The sequence below is a fragment of the Aliivibrio sp. A6 genome (genome assembly GCF_028765505.1).
Taxonomy (GTDB): domain Bacteria; phylum Pseudomonadota; class Gammaproteobacteria; order Enterobacterales; family Vibrionaceae; genus Aliivibrio; species Aliivibrio finisterrensis_A.
In genome coordinates, this window is the sequence record NZ_JARACR010000001.1 from 202,949 (window position 1) to 221,499 (window position 18,551).

Sequence of the window (18,551 nt, forward strand, 5' to 3'; positions counted from 1 at the left end):
GAAAACACATTAAAATATAATAATGATGAAAAGACGCCAATAAAAATGGCAGGAAAAAGGTGAACTTTATAGCGCTTAAAAAAATAAATATTCTTCATTAGATAACGGCATATCATTTTAAGTAATAACTAATATAGCATTAACGATGTAATGCTCCCATCAATGAAATTATCTATTCCGTTATTGGATTTCTGTATATCCTATACCCAATCGTTTTATTTATATGCGATTTACTCTTACTTTACTTGCTCTATTATTATCAATTGAAAGTACTTCAAAATTCCAATCTTGGTGCTGAACAGAGTCACCTACCGCTGGAACATTACTCGTTAGCCACATGAACATACCTGTTAGTGTTTGATAATCACCTTCTTTTTCTTCAGGTAAACTTCCTAAATTCAACGTGCCTTTCAATACAGTGGTTGGAATAGAACCATCTAAAATCCATTCTGTTTCTGATACTTGATCAGTCCATGCATTATTTGGATTTTCAGATTTAAACTCACCAGCTAATGCTTCTAGTAGATTCTTTTGCGTAACAATCCCTTGCGCGTCGCCATATTCATCGACAACCAAAGCGATTTCTTCGCCTGTTGTTTTCAATAACTCCAATAATTCACTGCCGTATTTGTTTTCCAAGATAGTTAAACAAGGCAATAAATTACGCATTAACCATTTAGTACGGTGCTCTTGATATGCCGCTTTTAGTAAAAATCGTGATGTGGTAAAACCAAGTACATTATCCATGCCACCACGTGTTACAGGATAAATAGAGTACTCTGAACGTAATAATTTGGGTAAGTTCTCATCCCAAGATTGTTCCGTATCGAAATAAACCAACTCATTTCTTGGGATCATTAAAGAAGCGACTCGTCGGTCATCTAATTGAAGAATATTACGTACCATGCTGTGCTCATTTTTTTCAATAACACCTTGCTCAGATCCCTCAGAAAGTAACGCATGAATATCATCTTCTGTAATTGAAGCTTCATCACTATTTGAGCGCCCAAGCAGACGTAAAAGCGCATCGGTTGAAATAGACAGTAAGAATACAAATGGTCGAGAAATAGAAGCCAGTAAACTGATCAACGGTGCAATTAACGTCGCTATACGTTCAGCATGAAATTGGGCAATACGTTTTGGAACTAGCTCACCCACCACGATCGAAACATAAGTGATAATCACAACAGTCGACATCGTAGAAATGGTTGATGCTAAGCTCGCAGATACTCCAAAGGACATGATAAAGTTTGAGATAGGGCCAGAGAACGCGGCTTCACCTAAAATACCATTTAAGATACCAATGCCAGTAATTCCAATTTGTACGGTAGATAGGAATTGAGTAGGCTCTTCACCTAATTTTATCGCTTTAGCGGCTGACTTACTGCCTTCTGAAGCCAGTTTTTGTAATCGACTCTTTTTTGCTGTCATGAGTGCAATCTCAGACATAGCAAACACACCATTAATCACAATTAGAAAAAGTAATATGGCAATATCCAATGTAAACCTCGAATTTAAAAGTAATAAAAATAACGTTCATACGCTATTATTTCCTACACTTATATTCCTGATTTACAATAATGTCAATAGTTATATTAACCTTATTTTAAGTAAATGTTAATGAAAAAACATATACTTACATTTAATGAAACTTATTCATCTCAAAATAAGTAACCTAGCGTAATTTTTTTTATTTTTGATCAAGCCGTTTAATAAATTTAGCAGGAGAACCACCATATAAGCAGTCTGGTGGTACATCATGATTAACCACTGAGTTTGCAGCAATTACAGAACGAGCACCAATAGTCACACCTTGATTAATAACTACACTTCCTCCTATCCATACATCATCTTCAATGACGATAGGCTTACAGAAGGTTTCCCAACGGCGGCGGCTTTTGTAGTCTAATGAATGGGAAGCCGTATAAAACTGAGCATTTGGGCCAATTAATACATGATTTCCAATGGTAATTTCAGCACCATCAAGCATGGTTACATTCATATTAATAAAGGTATCGTTACCTATTGAAATTGTCTTTCCAAATTCACAAAAGAAAGGCGCTTGAATAAAACTATTTCCAAATTCCTTAAATACATTAGGCAAAATGGCTAGCTTGTCTTCTGTTTCAACACTTTGATTAAATTTTTGGAGATGTTGTTGCGTTTGATTACGGATAGCATCGATCTCAGGATCGGCGCCATTAAATTCTCGTCCACTTCTCATTTTTTCAAATTCTGTCATCGTAATCCCCTAGAAGCACAAATCGAATAGACCAAGTAAAGTCTATTCGATTGAATTTATAAAAAAAGAGTAAACCTTCGTCTAAAAAACTTCCTATTTTAACGAAGTTTAATGACTCATTATTGATGTCGATGCTAGCGGTAGTGGCTTAATCAACTTCTGAGCTTTCAAATGTTTCCATACCATTGGTGCAATGCAGATAATCAGAGCAATATTAGAGATAGGCATCGCTAACCAAACTCCATCAATTCCAAACCATTTTGGAAGTATCAGCAAGAAAGGCAGTTGTATAATAATATTACTCATTGAGATCACCATTGCTTTTTTGCCTTCATTCACCGATAAGAAGTAAATAGTAACAAGCACAATAATCCCATCCAAGAACATAGCAAACAGGTGATAGCGGATACCAACAATCGTTTCAGCTATTAATGACTGATCGCCATTAGTAAATAAAGCAGTTGTTAATTCTGGTGAAATATTTAATATCGCAACCCATCCAACCCCTGTTATCGCCACCCATTTAAGTGCCAATTTAAAGATTTGGTACACCTTCTTATTTTCTTTTGCTCCGAAATAGTAGCTAATTGGTGGTTGAGCGCCTTCCGCAATACCCTGTGCAAGAAGGTAATACAGCATGAATAGATAACCAACAATGGCATAAGCCCCCACTGTCGTTGCTGATCCATAATGCATCATTAACGCATTATGCATTGCCACAACAAAGCTACCATATAAATACATTACTAATGCAGATGAGCCCAACGCCAACGACTGTTTTGCTTTATTAACAGAAAATACAATATCTTTAAGCGAAATTTGGATACTTGAGCGCTTAGTAAAGAAGTAACCAATACCAAAGACTGTAACAAATGACTGAGCGATTAATGTCGCCAATGCTGCACCAGAAAGACCCAATCCCATAACACCAATAAATACGTAATCTAAGACAATATTAACTAACGCACCGATCACTAATAAGAACGTCGCTACATTTGGTGATTCATCATTTCTGACTAACATAGGTAATGCTGTTGCACAGGCAGTAAAAAAACCACCAAACATTAATACATTAATGTAATCCATTGCATAAGCAAAGTTTTGTCCTTCAGCCCCCTGCGCAGACAAGATATCTTTAGCAAATAAAACAATAAAGAAGATAGCTATCGCACTTAGAATGGCTAATAGCCAAAAACCCGTAGTCAGTGCTACTTTTGTTTTTTCTAACTTATTTTCACCACGATAAATAGACATTACACTGCCTGTGCCCATGCCTATCATTACGCCTATTGCGCCTAACACACAAATAGCAGGCCATGCCATATTTATGCCCGCAAGGCCTTCAAAACCGATGTAGTGACCAACAAAGATCCCATCGATAATCTGATACAGTCCACTCACCACCATTGCTGCAATAGAAGGGATAGCATAACGCCAAAAAGTACGAGTGATGGATGAATCTGCATGAAATGTTGTCATATTTTACCTCAGTAACAACAAAGAATTTCGCGAGTATATGGCAGAAATAATGATTGAAAAAGTTAGTATCCATCCGATTTTAAGATAGTTAACAAGTTATTATTGCGGATTGCTGCTTTAGACTTATTGACACCTAAAAACTATGTTATAAGCTTATGAAATAGATAAAATTATTCTTTTGAATAAAGAAAAAAAGGGCAAATTATGGTTTCTAAATGGGCAAAACGATTTTTCCAAATGGCTGAGCTGGTCGGTTCCTGGAGTAAAGATCCATCAACTCAAGTAGGAGCTGTGATCACCAAACACAACCGTATTGTTTCTGTCGGTTTTAATGGTTATCCACATGGCGTATCAGACAGTGCTGATACAGATGAGCGTGAACTGAAATATTTAAAAACCTTACATGCCGAAGAAAATGCTATTTTATTTGCTAAACGTGATTTAGAAGACTGCGATATATGGGTAACTCATTTTCCTTGCCCTAACTGCGCAGCAAAAATCATTCAAACGGGTATTTCAAAGGTATATTGCCCAGAACAGACCGACGATTTTTTATCTCGTTGGGGAGAGAAGATCCAGATCAGTCAAGATATGTTTTCTCAAGCTGGTGTAGAGGTGACATGGTTGCCATTGGACGCACTGAAATAAACTAACGTATTAATTCTCTCTTGATTGTAGTGACAAAAATCAAGAGAGAAGGTGTTACCTCACTACGCTTTTTTATCTACTTCTTTAGGAAAGCGTTCGTAATACATTTCCATAAAGTCTTGTCGAATTAACTGCTCTAAATGTGATGCTTTTTCTGTCGGGCAGAAAACCATATAATGCACTTTTTGATCGCCCATTGAGGTTGTAGATATATGGATATGAGGATCTGCCCCTGGCAAATCTACGCCGGCGTGTTTTTCTATCACACCATTGTATCGCTTTGCCACTTCGATAAAATCTTCACAATGAACATCAATTTTTTGTAATAATTCAGGGATCAATGGATACAAGTTATCAAACTCTCTCACACAGATAGAGAAATTATGGTAGACATAGCGCTTCATGAAATTGAGGTTTTTTACTGGGTAAGTAAAAAACATACTATTGGGAAGGGTGGCGGTTTTTCCGGTGTAATCATATTGACCATGATGTAGATCGATTTCTTGAATAACGGTTGCCATCATATTGTGTTCGATAACCTCACCACACAATGTACCTACCTCTATCCAATCACCAATTCGAAATGAACGCGAGCTCGCACGTTGAATTGAACCAGTAAAACAAAGAATAATCTCTTTAGAGGCAACTACTAGCGCAACAGCAATCGCCGTAACTGATAAAGCAAATTCATTAATCTCTGATTGCCAAAGAATAAATAGAATAATAACAATAAAGGTGAATGAACCATTCTTTGTTCGTGAAATCCACTTTCGCTGATCTTCGGTTAAAAAAGGAATATCTCCTCTGATCCGTTTAACAGCATAATGGCGTAATAAAAAGATAAAGCTAATTATTAACACACTAAAAATCATTTTATGTGTTAATAAAAAATCTATGACTAATAACAGTCTATCCACGTCTACCTCTTCTATTTACCGCTGCTTTCTTAAATCAGCGGTAAATATCCCATAGGTAAGCGAGAATTTCATCCCTATCGCTCCATTTCCTCGAACTTGATTCACTTTATCTTAACCAATTTATCTTGATCGACTAATAATTCGTCACATCTGAATATTCACCTTCAATGATTCTTGATTTTTTACCTTCCGAACCATCCATTTTTTTGCTTTGTGTTTTTGACATAATAAAGCCAATAATACTCAACCCAACCGCAAAAAACAGACTTGAAACAAGAACAAAAAAGCCAACAAACAAAGCAACTATCGTTACAAATAACTGTTTCATATTTTTACTCTCTCTATAAATGAGATGCCACTCTATCAACTCATTTCTGAATGAAAGATGAACAAGCTTACTTAAAATAAGTAAATAATGCTCAACAAAGAAACAAACGTTAAAAAACACAACAAATCAACATAAATATCTACAATTTCAGATAGATCACAAAATAATAATCTTCATATACAGAATATTACTTTTAGAAATAGTTATTGATACGTATCAAGTCCTATAAGCCAGATTAACGCACAATACCACTAAATAGTTAACCACTTACAATTTCTAATCTTAACTTTAAAACGAGGTAATTATGACTCAATCGACTGACAAAGATTCTAAAGTCGGTATTGGCAGCTACGTGGCTCTCGCCTTCGCTGTTGTATTTTTTTCTGGCTTAATGCAATCTAATGAATGGTACGGCGTACTCGACTTCACTACACTAAATGGTTCTTTTGGTAGTGTCGCTTATTCTGTTACTGAAACTGTAGATGGCGTTCAAGCGGCAACAACTTCTTTCCGTGGTAAAGGCGGTAGCGGTGCTCGTGACGGTTTCATCTTTGCATTAACTCTTATTCCTACCGTTATGTTTGCATTAGGTATGATCAACGTTCTTGAGCATTACGGTGCACTTAACGCAGCTCGTAAACTGCTTACACCTCTTCTACGTCCTTTAATGGGTATTCCTGGTAACTCTGGTTTAGCTTTAATCGCATCATTGCAAAGTACCGATGCGGGTGCGGCGATGACTCGTCAATTAAAAGACGAAAAGCATTTAACTAAGCGCGAAACCGACATCTTCACTATGTTCCAATTCACTGCTGGTGCAGCAATTGTAAACTTCTTCTCGTCTGGTGCTGTGCTATTTACATTAACCAATCCTGATGGTTCTTTAGCGGTTCCTTCTTCTATCGGCCTAGCTGTTGTTGTTATGTTTGCTTTCAAATTTGTTGGCGCAAACTTATTCCGTATTTACCTAAATATTACTGAAGGTAAAGAAGGCCAAGACGATGACAAACAAGACAAGAAAATGACTGAGGAGACAGCATAATGAGCGACGTTAAAGCAAAAAAACCAATGGTGACAGACATCTTCGTTGAAGGCGCTAAAAAAGGCTGGGTTATTGCCACTACTTCAACCGTTCCTAACGTACTAATGGCGTTTGTAATTATCAAGGCTCTTCAAATTACGGGTGCACTTGATTTAATGGGCTCTATCTTTTCTCCAATCATGGCTATCTTTGGTCTTCCTGGTGAAGCAGCAGCAGTATTAATTGGTGCTTGGATGTCAATGGGCGGCGCGGTTGGTGTGGTTATCACTCTGTTTGACCAAGGTATTCTTAACGGTACTCACATTGCGATTCTTGCTCCTGCGATTTACCTAATGGGTTCACAAGTGCAATACATGGGCCGTATCATGGGTCCTATCGGCACTGAAGGTCGTTACCTTCCTGTTATGATTGCAATCTCGGTATTAAACGCATTCGGTGCAATGTTTGTTATGAACATGATTCTATAAGGATTTAAGATGAATTTTTCTCTAAACGATTATCTAGAAGAACTACGCCCTCTGATTAATGTGGATTGCGGCACTTACACTGTTGAAGGCATTGAAGTCATTGCTAATCAAATGGCTGCAAAGTATGAAGCGATGAACGGCTGGTCTGTTAAGCGCATTAATTGTGGTAAAGCAGGCGTTGGTCTTGAAGTTCGTAACAAGCCTGACGCAGAACACATTGATGTGATGATGATTGGTCACATGGATACGGTTTTCCCTGTAGGTACAGCAGCTGAACGCCCAATGTCTTTTGATGCTGAAAAAGCCTATGGCCCAGGTGTTTCTGATATGAAATCTGGTCTATTAAACGTGGTTTATGCACTGCGTAACCTAGACCAAACCGTACTAGATAAGCTATCAATTTGTGTCTGCATGAACCCAGATGAAGAGACAGGATCACTAGATTCAGTTGACTGGATCCAAGAAACAGCGAAAAAAGCGAAAAGCGTATTGGTTGCAGAAGCAGCTCGTGCAGATGGTGGCTTGGTTAAAGCTCGTAAAGGCATGGCTCGCTACAAAATGACCTTTAACGGTAAAGCCGCTCACGCTGGTAACGAACCAGAGAATGGCCGCAGTGCGATCACTGAAATGGCTAACTGGATCTTAGCAACAAACGCGATGACGAACTTTGAATCAGGCACTACGTTAAACGTAGGCGTGGTTTCTGGTGGTGCAGGCGCAAACATCGTTCCTGATTTAGCAACAGCTATCGTTGATGTTCGTTTCTGGGATAACACAGAATATGACCAAGTAGATACAACGTTAAATGGCATGACCGAAACGCCATTTGTTGACGGTGTATCAATTGAACTTGTTCGTGAAGCGTATAAGCCTTCTATGGTGCCATCTGATCTAACTGAATCACTAATGGCAATGATTGAAGAATCAGCTCAAGAATTAAACATTGATATCAACTGGAAAGAAGTGGGCGGTGGATCTGATGCTAACAACACCGCAATCTTAGGCGTTCCAACGTTAGATGGTCTAGGCCCTATCGGTGCTGGCTTCCACAGCGCTGACGAGTACTTACTACTTGAGTCAATCGAACCACGTATTAAATTGTTAATGAGTGTGCTGACTAAGTTAGCTAAGTAGTCCTTCTACTTATTCAGGGTTAAAAATAAAAACAGCGAGCCTAAGTGCTTGCTGTTTTTTTTATTTTCGTTGAGAACGCCACTAATCTACTGAAAAACCGTGTTATTTAATTAATTCTTCGCTTCTTCAAGCTTATCAATAACAAGATCTTTACCATCTTCTATCTTATCTTGAACTTGTTCAAAAGCATCAGTATCCATAATACTTTCAATTTCATCTGAATAGTTCATTCCAAGGTAGATACCGACACAGATAAATATAAGTGCAAAAATTTTAAACATGACAAAACCTCTAATTAATAATTTAAAAAGCTCTAGAAAATTGAGCTCAATAATTTAGCAGTACAAATCAAAATGATACTTGTAAGAATAATGACTACATAAAACGATAAGAAAACTGAAACCAAATTCAAAATCACGGATAATAACACTGAACTTATTACTGAGATACCAAAAGCAAATAATAATAATGAAACGAGTAATATTAAAAATATTAGTCCATCTTTAACACCTTCAAAATCTGATGAAGAAGGTATTATGTGTGTAATAATAGATGACATAACAAACAACCAAATTACATATTTGACATTACTTTCTGTGAATAATATTACGTGTAAATCTACACTAGAAAACAGATTACTGATGAATAACCCTACGATATCTGTAAACCTTGTGACTTCCAGTAACTCATTATAAATAGGTCTGTTAAATGAGGTAAAATCTATTTCTGAAAATAGCAATTGAGTAAATAAAACGCACAATATTAAGCCTATATATATCGGTGCTAGCCCAATGAATAAATTGCCTATTCTATGATAAACATTCCTTTTAGAGTAGCTATGGTTAACATAACCCAATGTAGGTGTACCATTAAACTGTAATAGCTTAATTTCATTTATTTTATGCCCGAATATCAAACATACAATGGCATGTGAGATCTCATGGGCAGGTACACCAATAAATGCAGTAACAAACCTAAGTTTTGGATAACCTAATCGTGTAAGTTTTGCTGTTGTATATAACTCAACTTGCCTCTGAATGAACAAAAGAAAGAAAAGAGTCATCAATCCTATGATTATTGACATTATTTTACAATTAGCTCAGGTAAATTTGAATCTAAAAGGTAGTGTACTAAATTATTACGTTGATCAAAATGAGATAAAAATTTACTCGAAACATCACTCATTGCTGCTTTTTTTGAACCCGAACTACTACCAATAACTGATATTACTTTTGATGCAATAGCAGGGCTTCCCAAACTAATGTGTATTTTTACACTTTCAGTTCGGATCCCATTATTTTTACTTGTTGTACTATTTGAATTGAAAGTGACTAATTCACATGAAGAGTCTGATTTTAGCTTTAAACCAGAGTTCTGAATCGCACTTTCAATCGATGGTTGTAACATTTTTCTTTCAAAAGAAGAATGCCCTTTATATGTGACAGTCATACACATACTATTTTTAAATGCATTTTGCTTATCCAAAATACTCATTACCTTATTGTATTCATTTTTAGCAATTTCAGACTCTGACATTATAGTTGTCGACTGAATCAGATGTGTTTGCAAAGCTTCAGATGATTGGGTTATAGATAGATAATCTGATAGATTAATTTCCTTTTCGCTTAATAAATACTCAAACTGTTTTGATTGAGAGCGAAGCGTATTTTCATACAAGTTAATAACTTCAGTTTTATCTACACTACCTTGAGCGTAGTAAATACCATGATCTTCTTCTATATGTTTCCACGTTATTTTGGGTAATAATACAGACTGATTCGCCAATTCCGTAGATGATTTTGTTTCCATCGTTCCGCTGTTGCCAACAGTTTTTATTGTTTCATTTAGATTACTAGAAATAGTAGAAGAGAGGCTAAGTGATATCTGTTTTATCGCTTCTTTTTTCGCAGAATCAATACTCTCACCTAATCCTGAACCCATATATTTATTAGAATTAAGCTCAGGATTATCGTACCAAGAAGGTGCTGAAATAACTATGCTAGGTATAAGAGCTAAAAGAATGAGTACTACTTTCATTTTATACACTGCCTGTACTCAGTAATTTCGCATAATACTCTCGTTTATCATTTACTTTTTTTAAGTAATCTCGAGCTTCTTTAGCAGGATGTCCTTTAGATAGTTTATGATAAATCTCATCAGGTGTGAGCTTATTAGCATTCACAGCCAATGACGATAATTTCGAATTACGATTACCATTAATGACTTTTGCAGCAGCACCAATCCCACCATTATATGAAATAATGGCTAAATACGTTCGTGATTGCTTATTTTCGACTCGTTTTAAGTAACGTGTATCTAAAATATTTAGATAAGCAGTACCAATATCAATATTGTATTCAGGATTAAATAAGATCTCAGGGGAAAGTAATTGTTCTTTTCTTAAATATATCTTAGTTACATCTCTACCCGCAGATGTCGGTACAACTTGCATTAAACCATAAGCAGGAATATGAGATTGCGCCATTGGGTTAAAATGACTCTCTGTATGCATAATGGCAAGGATTAGCTCAGGTTCAACCCCCCATTTTTCTGATGTTTTACTTACATGTGGTAAATAAATCATAGCTCTTTTAGCTACCGTATTTTGTGATACAGCCATACTAACACGGGTTACTTTTAGTCCATTTTTTTGTGTATAACTTGATTTCTTTTGTGCCATTAATAATTTTTTAGCACTAACATCTGGTAATACTTTCGCTTTTGACTCTATTTTATTCGGTATAATTTCTGTTTCTGCTAATACACTGTCTTTGGTATAGGCATTTGTTGTTGTTTGATTTTCCAATTCAGAAACTTGGCCTCTAATGATTTTATTTATTTGTTCTTCTGAAAGATCATTACCAACAACCTCAACCACAACGCTACCAGTTTCAAAATCCACAGAACGTTTTACTTGATCATTATTAGAATATTGAACCCACTTTGATTTATTGGTCAGTTCTGGGATATCCCATGTTTTACTTAGTTTTTCTTTTGCTTTATTAAAAGCAGATAAATAAGAAGCCTTCGACTGCTCAAATTTATCAATACTTTCTTTTTTAGAACTCTCAAAAGAAGAAAGCATACTCGCTTTCTTCTTTTCAAAAGCATCAACAGAATCAGATGCATGCACTACAGCTAAGCTCCAAAAACAACTTAAACCGATGACAAGTGATTTTACAAATTTAGCCGTAGTCATTGGATTACATACCTTCTAGTGCTTTAGCGATATCATCTGCTAGCTTCTTATTATCTGCTGGCGATGTTGTAGCTGATAGACCCGCATTATTTTGGTGTGCTTGTTCAACTACATTTTCAACATTTTGTGCAAAAACTTGACGCGGTAGGCCAACATGAACATAGAAGTAACCATCTGCACCACGCATAGAACGAATGATTTCAACACCAATTAATTCAACATTTGCGATAGCTTCCATTTCAACGGTTGTTGCTTGGCTACCACCTACCGATCCTTCAACGCCTAAAGTACCTGTTTTGCTTTTAGCTTTTGTGATGATTTCACTTTTCACTTGGTCTGCTAATTCTTTTTTTGCTTGAAGGATCGCAAGATTTTTTTGATGCGCGATACCACCAGCAGTGTTGCCACTAAAACCAACCGCTGCACGAATATATTCTTCTCGATTTGCTTCTGGGCTACAGATCCAAGCTGGAGCTGGTTTTGTCGCGTCGCCATAGAATGTACACTCATGAACTTGAGCTTGTGGAGCTACTGGTTGCTGTGTTGACTGACAACCAACTAAAGCCATTGCCACTACTGATAAAGCTAAAATTTTTTTCATTGTAATATCTCTTGGTTATTTAATTTTAGGGAGTTTCCACTCCCTGTTTTAATTTATGATTTGTTTGATTAAAAATCGTCTTCATCAATTGTTGGTGCATTCAACAAAGAACTACTATTAGATTTAACCTTGCTTGATGAAGTAGAGTTAGATTCAGAACTTCTCGTCGAATTAGATACATTTTCTATTTCTTGCTCGACATCATTAGTCGCTACAGGTGATGTTTTTGACATTTCAAGTTGTGTTTCTAAAGTTTGATGAACAGCCTGGCTTACTTTATTGCTTTTATTTGCGGCACTTGCTGCTTGATAAGTGGAATACTCCATCTTTAACGCTTCTGATGCGCTACTCGGAGATACACCATAAGCGACAACATAAATCTTTTGTTGAGATATTGGATGTAGTACTGTTTTTGTAAATAATGGTGATAAACCATTTACTTGACGGTTTTCTATTGATTGGCGCGTCGTTTCTGCAAAACTAGTTGCTATCGCTGTATGATCTTTTCCATTCAAGTCACCAGAACGAGTCTGCATCGCTATTTCAGCTTGCTTTTGAGTTTCGACATCTGCATATAATGCCATCGCAGCCTCTTTTTTTGCCATCAAATCAGCAATACCTTTATTTTTACGAATCAATGACGATGATCCTTCAACAGGCATTGAATACGCACCGATAAACCAACGATCACCATCTTTATCAACGTATTGACGAGGGCCTACTAGCGTTGCTGCTTCCTGTGATTTCAGCCAATCCTGTACAGTTAATGCTTTTTTAGGTTTTAACGTAACCGCCTCGCCAGTAACAATTGCTTTAGCTGCTTGCTCTAATTTAGGACTCCAAACCATCAATGTAGATACTTCATACTTTTCTTCCTCAGAATTCCAAGATTCAGCTTGAAGTAATACAGATGCCCCCATGATTGGTGCTTTTGCCAAAGTTTCAACACGACTTGATGATTCTAGTTTTGTCTTGCCTTTAATTGCGCTAGCTTGTTTCATGATCTCAGACATTTCTGTCTGTGCTTCAACATAGCGCTGTTTTGCTTTTTGATACTTCTTAACTTTTTTTTCTTCAAGCTTTCCTGCGCTGTATGATTCATCAATTTTTTTAATTAATGCATCTATATAAGCGTCACGGCGATCCTGCCAAGTTACACCTTTTAACTTTTCAGCTTCAGTTGCATTAACTTCTGCTAATAGTTTCTCTAATGTTCGCTGTTGGGCTTCTACTTTTTTATTTAGTTTTATATATTGTGCATTCAATTCAGCGTGAACATCAGTGCCTGGAGCTGTTAGCTGGTCAACCGCACTCATTTGAGTACGCATGAATTCAACCATTTTCGCTTTAGCGCCCATAGTTGCCATCATTGCGTATTGAGAGCGTTTAGTAATAAATGAATCATCATAAGTTGGATCTTCAGAGTCAAACATCTCTGTGTTGACAACAAACAGACGCTTTTTATTAGCATCCCAACCTTGACTCCAACCTTTTTTATTTAATTCATCTAAAATTTGCTGCTCTGCTGAAACGTAGGTTTCCTCATTAATTTCAGCTTGAACAAAGGGTTCTTCTACCATTGCTGATACCGCTTCTAACGCAGGGGAGTCAGCTTTAGGAATAAAGTCCTCTGCTGTTACATTACTTGATAATGCTAAACTAATTACAATAGCCAAAGGTGTTAGAATTTTTTTCATTTTAATTACCTATTTGTTTCTTCGCCCATGACGAAAATTGAACATGATTTTTTAAAAGATTTAACCAATAATTAAGATCTTCAGATGATTCTGAATGTATTTTTTTCTCTGCTAAATAAAAATAGACCCAAGTTTCTGCATCGTTTGGATTTTGCAAAACATATTGAACTGTAGCAGCATACGCCTCTTTATTTCTTCCTAGAGCTCGATATATATTCGCTAACATTTTCCAGTATTTACTATTATTCGGGTCTAAATTAACAGCTAGAGTTAAGTCATTAATAATTTCTTCTGGATTCTTACCATAATTAAAATTAACAGATGCTTTTTCATATAAGTGCTCTGCTAACTTATTACTTGGATTTTTATTCTCAAACTTTACAAAGCCTTGATTTAACAATGATGTAGATACAACATGATTAATATCAAATTCAGAAAATGGCTTATTTGCTAATCGGCAATATGCTTGAGTGCAAACTTGATTACGATCTGTTGTTCTAAGATTTATTGATATTACATCTTCAAGTACTAACATTTCATATATAGCAGCTAACTTACTCAGCTTTAAGCTATGTAAATATGCCGATAACGTCGAATTGTCCCCTTCAGATAAAGCGTTAATCAATAGTTTTATCACTATATTTTCAACTTCATTATTAGGAATTTTAATACCGTTATTTTTAAATAAATCAGTTTTAACCGTTGCAACATACTCTTGAGTACATGGGGAACGCTTTGAATTCCTATCAAAAACGAGTTGATGCGGTATATTTGATACCACATTATAATTAGCTGAAATTACATTTTTAACATCAGTTCTTAATGGCTCAGAGATCCCTGAAATATCATTCGAAAATGATACGTTTCGTTTTGCAATTTCACTCACTAACTGTTTATAAAATGTTTTCTCTGCTTCTTTTGATTCTTGAGTTCCTGCATATTTCTTATGAGTTAGACATTCTTGTTTAATGACAAAGAATACCCATTGCTCATCATCATAAACACCTGTTTCTTTTTCACTAAATTTAGATTCATAAACATCATAAACGGTATTTGCGTATGATGAATAAGAAACTAGCAATGAAAACAATAGTAACACATGCCTCATTAGCTTCTCACCATGTCAAAATATGCAACATCACGTTCCACTTTTTTCATATGTGGTCTACGACCTTTGCCTTCTTTTTTAAATGTGGAATATATTTCTTTCAGGCTTTGGTCAAAAGCTTCACTTAATGGTCCTGAAAAACGGTAATCTAATGTCATCGTTTTATGTTTTTTATCCCATTTCCAGGTCTCAACATTTCCACTTGTGCCGTTATTTAAAACATGTTTAAAAATATCAACGTCTGTGCGTTTCGCGTTCTTTAACACAATTTGATAAACAATGCCTTTTTCTGCATGACGTGCTAAAGATTGAATTACTTCAACACCCATTTTTTTCTTCATTTGCTTATAAGCAACATGCTCTGAAACTTGTTTAGCTCTTGATACTGGCTGAACATAAATACGGGTTTTCATCGGGTTATTATTTATCGTAAATAATATGTCTCCAGAGTTATTATCTTTAAGGACAATACTCAACACCGTTTCAATACCTTTAGACCCTTTATGGTCTTCTATATGTGATTGTCTTTGCTTTAAATAGAAAGTATGCGTTGCTTTTTTCTTACCATCATTAATTGTAAATCCAAGGCGCTCAAGTTCATCAATCACCCAATCTGACTTCTTATCATTTTCAGAATTAATAGAAAAAACAGGTTGCCCTAGTACTTGAGTATAAAAATTAACATCATTTAATAATTTACCTGCATCAACAATCGCTTCAATAATCACGTAATATTGACCACGAGAAATATCTTCATCAAGCATTTCATAGCTACTTACATAGCCTTCTGTTTTTGTTGATATTGCAACAGCAATTGCATCATTAAATTTGCCAGACTTGCCCTGCATCATAACGCCCTGTGCTTGTTGAACTGCGTTATGAATAGCATCATTTAATGCTTTTTTACGAGCCTCTGTTTCACCGACCTTCATTGATGCTAAACCTTTAGATTCTACGGTTTTAGCACCTTGTTTGACTTGAGCAATAGATTGATTACTTGCATCAGTGGCAATGATAATTGTATTGCCTGAATGACTATTACCAGAATTAGCGGTTGAGCGAAGTGATGCTGCCTGTTTAAGATCAGTTTGTGTAATAACAATTGCAACAAAATAGTCACCATCGTATTTACCTGATTTCAATTGTTTAGCAGCAGAAAGTTGACCTTTGAAACTAGTATTAACGACATCAACGAAACTTTCTCGAGAAAACTCTTGAGTGCCATTTTCATCTGATACTGTAATATATTTCATTGAAGCACTAGTATTACCGCTCATGGTTACGCCATTGATCATTTCAGATAATTGACGTAATGCCTCCATTCTTGCTTCTTCAAGGCCTTTATTTTCATTTGAACGATTTGATGTACCCATAGCTACTACGTAATAACCATCAATTTTATTTTTACCCGTGCGAGTTCCGCCTCCATCTTCTAGCATAGAGAAAACATCATCCATTGGTTCCGCAGATAAGGTGCCAATAGTAAATAAATTTATTGTTGCAGTGATTAAAATACCTGCATAAATAGTACGTAGTAGTTTAAGCATTATTATAGTTTCCAGTCTTCTGGGGTACCTACTGATACTGCATAGATTTTATTGCGCTTAAGGTAATCTTTACCCATCGCTTCTAGTTTCTTTTTCACATCATCAGCATCAAGGTCATCTTCTTTCCAAATAAACATAACGCCTGAGCCACCATTGGTCTTTGGTGTTACTTCACCAGAGGCGATTGGTATATCTAAACCATCATCACTTAAAAATAAAACTACTGGCTGCTTAGTCGCAAAACCTTGATCGATACCGGCATCAATAGCAAAACGTCCATTTCTAAAGTTTGTTACACGACCACCAACTGGGTAGTAATCCATTGTTCTATTAACTAATACTTGAATTGCTTTTTGAGCAGCTTCTTTATAGGCTTCTTGAAGCTCATTATGATTTCGGTAATCAAACCCCCCTAAAAATTTACCTTCCATAGCAAAAAATCGTTTAGCTGGCATATTGTGACGAATTGGTTCGAACGAATGGATTATTTTACCCGATGTTGGGTCAACGACTTTTGTTGTCACTAAACTTCTAAAGATGATCTCATTGTGATCACTCATTTTTTTAATCACAGTTCCCAATGCAATTGAAGTCTCAAAAACATATTCAGGATTTAATTGTTCACCACGTTGAATAGTTCCTTCTTCGACGGTATTTTCAGCTTGAAAAGCAACTTCATAGTCACAAGCATCACAATTACGAGTTAATACTTCATAGCGCTTAGTCCTTGCCAGCTCATTCTCTAATAATTTAGCAATGATCCCATTGTCAATTTGTGTTGTTTTCGCATCCTTTTCAAAACGCACATGATCTACGTACGCTGCAATACTCATTTTATTAAATGCTTTTACATCGTAATTACTTGGTAATTCAATATTTTCACTTTCGAATAAAGCGTCTCTACTGACTTTCTCTATTTGAGAATTTGATTCAATATCAGCTTCAGAATTTACTTTTAAACTAGTTGATTGGCAGCCAACCAAAAATAAAGATACGACTAATAAATATGAGATCTTTTTCATTTTATCCTCTCAAAAAAAAAGCCGGTAAATATTCACCGGCTTTAATAAGTTTTTAATTGAAATTATTGTGCTGAGCTAAAAGCAGAAATGATTTTGTAGTTTTCATATGCAGAAACTACAGTTTTATCCAGATAAATAACCTGTTCAGCAGTTAAAGAAACCGCATCTTTTTCATCCATTAGTTTTGAGAAATCAACATCAGATAACATTGCAGTTGTGTCAGCTTCTAAGAATACCGCTGAATTTTTTAAAGCAACTAAGGCTGCGTCTTTCAGACCTAGCATTATTTCGTTACCTACAGATGATTGATTGAACTCATCAACAATTTTTTTCTGCTCTGGACTTAATGCATCATATACAGCACGTTTTTCTTCTTCTGTTTCCATTGCCTCTACTGCTGAGAAGTAGTTATTTAAATCTGGTGTTGCCATTAACTCATCAGTATATCGTTCATATACAGGCTTTGCCGTCAGAAATGCAGTATTCACGACTAAACGAATTGCTTCTAATTGTTGAATATCTGATGCTTTATAACCAGCTTCGTTAGAAGCTAGCAGAAGCACATTACCTTGTTCACGAAGATCTTCATAAGACACAGTCTCAGAACCACCTATCATTGAACAACCAGATACCATTGTTGCAGCTAAAACCATTGCTAATACTGTCTTTTTCATAATTCCTAACTTATTATAATTAATAGCATCAACTAAAGTGATACCATACCATCAAGTTTTTTTAAAATACCATCCTGCTAATTAAAATCAATATAAGTTTATTTATTTTATTTTTTATTTGATTCCGGTCACTATATGGGACCCAGGTTAAATAATCAAATTAACATAATTACCTACAATGTTTATCAGCTTATTCGCTAGTCTGTTACATTTAAAGAGTAATCTAATGGCCTAGTATGGTCGCTATCATTGACTCTCTTTAAAAAATATATACTAACTGCTATTGTCTTCTTACTGGTCACGGTAGTGGCTACTGTTGTGAGTGTATGAAATACATAAAAAACTTTAGTCATGTAATTTAGATTAGCAATTTGATTTTAGCTTCGATGAAATTAATTGCCATATTCGTCGAGAGCTAACTAATGAAAGTTTGCTGTGGTAAAAGT

Annotated in this window: 17 protein-coding genes; 4 read left to right on the plus strand and 13 right to left on the minus strand. The window is 35.8% G+C overall.

Going from position 1 to position 18,551, the window contains the following annotated elements; translation table 11 throughout:
* Window positions 1–219: 219 nt before the first annotated feature.
* The 3 genes from PVK70_RS00790 to PVK70_RS00800 all read right to left on the minus strand — a co-directional run bounded on the left by PVK70_RS00790 (window position 220) and on the right by PVK70_RS00800 (window position 3,721).
* Window positions 220–1,500, minus strand: coding sequence for a hemolysin family protein (locus PVK70_RS00790; RefSeq protein ID WP_130043576.1), 1,281 nt, complete (start codon window positions 1,498–1,500; stop codon window positions 220–222).
* Between the two features lie 190 nt (window positions 1,501–1,690).
* Window positions 1,691–2,242, minus strand: coding sequence for a sugar O-acetyltransferase (locus tag PVK70_RS00795; RefSeq protein WP_130043575.1), 552 nt, complete (start codon window positions 2,240–2,242; stop codon window positions 1,691–1,693).
* Between the two features lie 108 nt (window positions 2,243–2,350).
* Window positions 2,351–3,721 (minus strand): MATE family efflux transporter, encoded by a 1,371-nt coding sequence (locus PVK70_RS00800; RefSeq protein ID WP_130043574.1) that lies wholly within the window; start codon window positions 3,719–3,721, stop codon window positions 2,351–2,353.
* A gap of 204 nt (window positions 3,722–3,925) precedes the next feature.
* On the opposite strand from PVK70_RS00800, the gene PVK70_RS00805 reads away from it, so the two are divergent.
* On the plus strand, window positions 3,926–4,369 hold the full coding sequence (locus PVK70_RS00805; RefSeq protein ID WP_130043573.1) for a dCMP deaminase family protein: 444 nt from the start codon (window positions 3,926–3,928) through the stop codon (window positions 4,367–4,369).
* Window positions 4,370–4,431: 62 nt separating this feature from the next.
* Here the strand turns inward: PVK70_RS00805 and PVK70_RS00810 are convergent, their stop codons facing one another.
* Window positions 4,432–5,241 carry a mechanosensitive ion channel family protein gene (locus PVK70_RS00810; RefSeq protein ID WP_130043773.1) on the minus strand — a complete coding sequence of 270 codons (810 nt, stop codon included), beginning with the start codon at window positions 5,239–5,241 and terminating at the stop codon, window positions 4,432–4,434.
* Window positions 5,242–5,419: 178 nt separating this feature from the next.
* A complete protein-coding gene (locus tag PVK70_RS00815; protein WP_130043572.1) occupies window positions 5,420–5,614 on the minus strand; it encodes a hypothetical protein in 195 nt (64 codons plus the stop codon).
* A 304-nt stretch (window positions 5,615–5,918) separates the two neighbouring features.
* Between PVK70_RS00815 and PVK70_RS00820 the strand changes: the two genes are divergently transcribed.
* The 3 genes from PVK70_RS00820 to PVK70_RS00830 are packed head-to-tail and all read left to right on the plus strand — an operon-like array spanning window position 5,919 to window position 8,257.
* Window positions 5,919–6,656, plus strand: a complete 738-nt coding sequence (locus PVK70_RS00820; RefSeq protein ID WP_130043571.1) for a nucleoside recognition domain-containing protein — start codon at window positions 5,919–5,921, stop codon at window positions 6,654–6,656.
* Window positions 6,656–7,123 (plus strand): YjiG family protein, encoded by a 468-nt coding sequence (locus PVK70_RS00825; RefSeq protein WP_130043570.1) that lies wholly within the window; start codon window positions 6,656–6,658, stop codon window positions 7,121–7,123. The genes PVK70_RS00820 and PVK70_RS00825 overlap by 1 nt, the downstream gene beginning before the upstream one ends.
* Before the next feature lie 9 nt (window positions 7,124–7,132).
* Window positions 7,133–8,257, plus strand: a complete 1,125-nt coding sequence (locus PVK70_RS00830) for a M20 family metallopeptidase (RefSeq protein ID WP_130043569.1) — start codon at window positions 7,133–7,135, stop codon at window positions 8,255–8,257.
* A gap of 1,083 nt (window positions 8,258–9,340) precedes the next feature.
* On the opposite strand, the gene PVK70_RS00835 is transcribed toward PVK70_RS00830, so the two are convergent.
* From PVK70_RS00835 to PVK70_RS00870, 8 genes are all read right to left on the minus strand, one after another.
* Window positions 9,341–10,294: an LPP20 family lipoprotein gene (locus PVK70_RS00835; RefSeq protein ID WP_130043568.1), complete on the minus strand. Its 954-nt coding sequence runs from the start codon at window positions 10,292–10,294 to the stop codon at window positions 9,341–9,343.
* A gap of 1 nt (window position 10,295) precedes the next feature.
* Window positions 10,296–11,456, minus strand: coding sequence for a transglycosylase SLT domain-containing protein (locus PVK70_RS00840; protein ID WP_130043567.1), 1,161 nt, complete (start codon window positions 11,454–11,456; stop codon window positions 10,296–10,298).
* 4 nt (window positions 11,457–11,460) lie between these two features.
* A complete protein-coding gene (locus PVK70_RS00845) occupies window positions 11,461–12,057 on the minus strand; it encodes an LPP20 family lipoprotein (RefSeq protein ID WP_130043566.1) in 597 nt (198 codons plus the stop codon).
* Between the two features lie 68 nt (window positions 12,058–12,125).
* Window positions 12,126–13,754 carry a hypothetical protein gene (locus PVK70_RS00850; RefSeq protein WP_130043565.1) on the minus strand — a complete coding sequence of 543 codons (1,629 nt, stop codon included), beginning with the start codon at window positions 13,752–13,754 and terminating at the stop codon, window positions 12,126–12,128.
* Window position 13,755: 1 nt separating this feature from the next.
* Entirely contained in the window at window positions 13,756–14,862 is a 1,107-nt protein-coding gene (locus PVK70_RS00855; RefSeq protein WP_130043564.1) for a tetratricopeptide repeat protein, read from the minus strand.
* On the minus strand, window positions 14,862–16,409 hold the full coding sequence (locus PVK70_RS00860; protein WP_130043563.1) for a hypothetical protein: 1,548 nt from the start codon (window positions 16,407–16,409) through the stop codon (window positions 14,862–14,864). The genes PVK70_RS00855 and PVK70_RS00860 overlap by 1 nt, the downstream gene beginning before the upstream one ends.
* Before the next feature lie 2 nt (window positions 16,410–16,411).
* Window positions 16,412–17,431, minus strand: coding sequence for a penicillin-binding protein activator LpoB (locus PVK70_RS00865; RefSeq protein ID WP_207215646.1), 1,020 nt, complete (start codon window positions 17,429–17,431; stop codon window positions 16,412–16,414).
* A 62-nt stretch (window positions 17,432–17,493) separates the two neighbouring features.
* Window positions 17,494–18,105, minus strand: coding sequence for a hypothetical protein (locus PVK70_RS00870; RefSeq protein WP_130043562.1), 612 nt, complete (start codon window positions 18,103–18,105; stop codon window positions 17,494–17,496).
* Window positions 18,106–18,551 lie beyond the last annotated feature (446 nt).

What these genes read in the sequence shown, in the direction of transcription:
- PVK70_RS00795 (WP_130043575.1), bottom strand. Translation starts at nt 2,242, where the DNA reads ATGACAGAATTTGAAAAAATGAGAAGTGGACGAGAATTTAATGGCGCC.
- PVK70_RS00800 (WP_130043574.1), bottom strand. Translation starts at nt 3,721, where the DNA reads ATGACAACATTTCATGCAGATTCATCCATCACTCGTACTTTTTGGCGT.
- PVK70_RS00805 (WP_130043573.1), top strand. Translation starts at nt 3,926, where the DNA reads ATGGTTTCTAAATGGGCAAAACGATTTTTCCAAATGGCTGAGCTGGTC.
- PVK70_RS00810 (WP_130043773.1), bottom strand. Translation starts at nt 5,241, where the DNA reads ATGATTTTTAGTGTGTTAATAATTAGCTTTATCTTTTTATTACGCCAT.
- PVK70_RS00815 (WP_130043572.1), bottom strand. Translation starts at nt 5,614, where the DNA reads ATGAAACAGTTATTTGTAACGATAGTTGCTTTGTTTGTTGGCTTTTTT.
- PVK70_RS00820 (WP_130043571.1), top strand. Translation starts at nt 5,919, where the DNA reads ATGACTCAATCGACTGACAAAGATTCTAAAGTCGGTATTGGCAGCTAC.
- PVK70_RS00825 (WP_130043570.1), top strand. Translation starts at nt 6,656, where the DNA reads ATGAGCGACGTTAAAGCAAAAAAACCAATGGTGACAGACATCTTCGTT.
- PVK70_RS00830 (WP_130043569.1), top strand. Translation starts at nt 7,133, where the DNA reads ATGAATTTTTCTCTAAACGATTATCTAGAAGAACTACGCCCTCTGATT.
- PVK70_RS00835 (WP_130043568.1), bottom strand. Translation starts at nt 10,294, where the DNA reads ATGAAAGTAGTACTCATTCTTTTAGCTCTTATACCTAGCATAGTTATT.
- PVK70_RS00840 (WP_130043567.1), bottom strand. Translation starts at nt 11,456, where the DNA reads ATGACTACGGCTAAATTTGTAAAATCACTTGTCATCGGTTTAAGTTGT.
- PVK70_RS00845 (WP_130043566.1), bottom strand. Translation starts at nt 12,057, where the DNA reads ATGAAAAAAATTTTAGCTTTATCAGTAGTGGCAATGGCTTTAGTTGGT.
- PVK70_RS00850 (WP_130043565.1), bottom strand. Translation starts at nt 13,754, where the DNA reads ATGAAAAAAATTCTAACACCTTTGGCTATTGTAATTAGTTTAGCATTA.
- PVK70_RS00855 (WP_130043564.1), bottom strand. Translation starts at nt 14,862, where the DNA reads ATGAGGCATGTGTTACTATTGTTTTCATTGCTAGTTTCTTATTCATCA.
- PVK70_RS00860 (WP_130043563.1), bottom strand. Translation starts at nt 16,409, where the DNA reads ATGCTTAAACTACTACGTACTATTTATGCAGGTATTTTAATCACTGCA.
- PVK70_RS00865 (WP_207215646.1), bottom strand. Translation starts at nt 17,431, where the DNA reads ATGAAAAAGATCTCATATTTATTAGTCGTATCTTTATTTTTGGTTGGC.
- PVK70_RS00870 (WP_130043562.1), bottom strand. Translation starts at nt 18,105, where the DNA reads ATGAAAAAGACAGTATTAGCAATGGTTTTAGCTGCAACAATGGTATCT.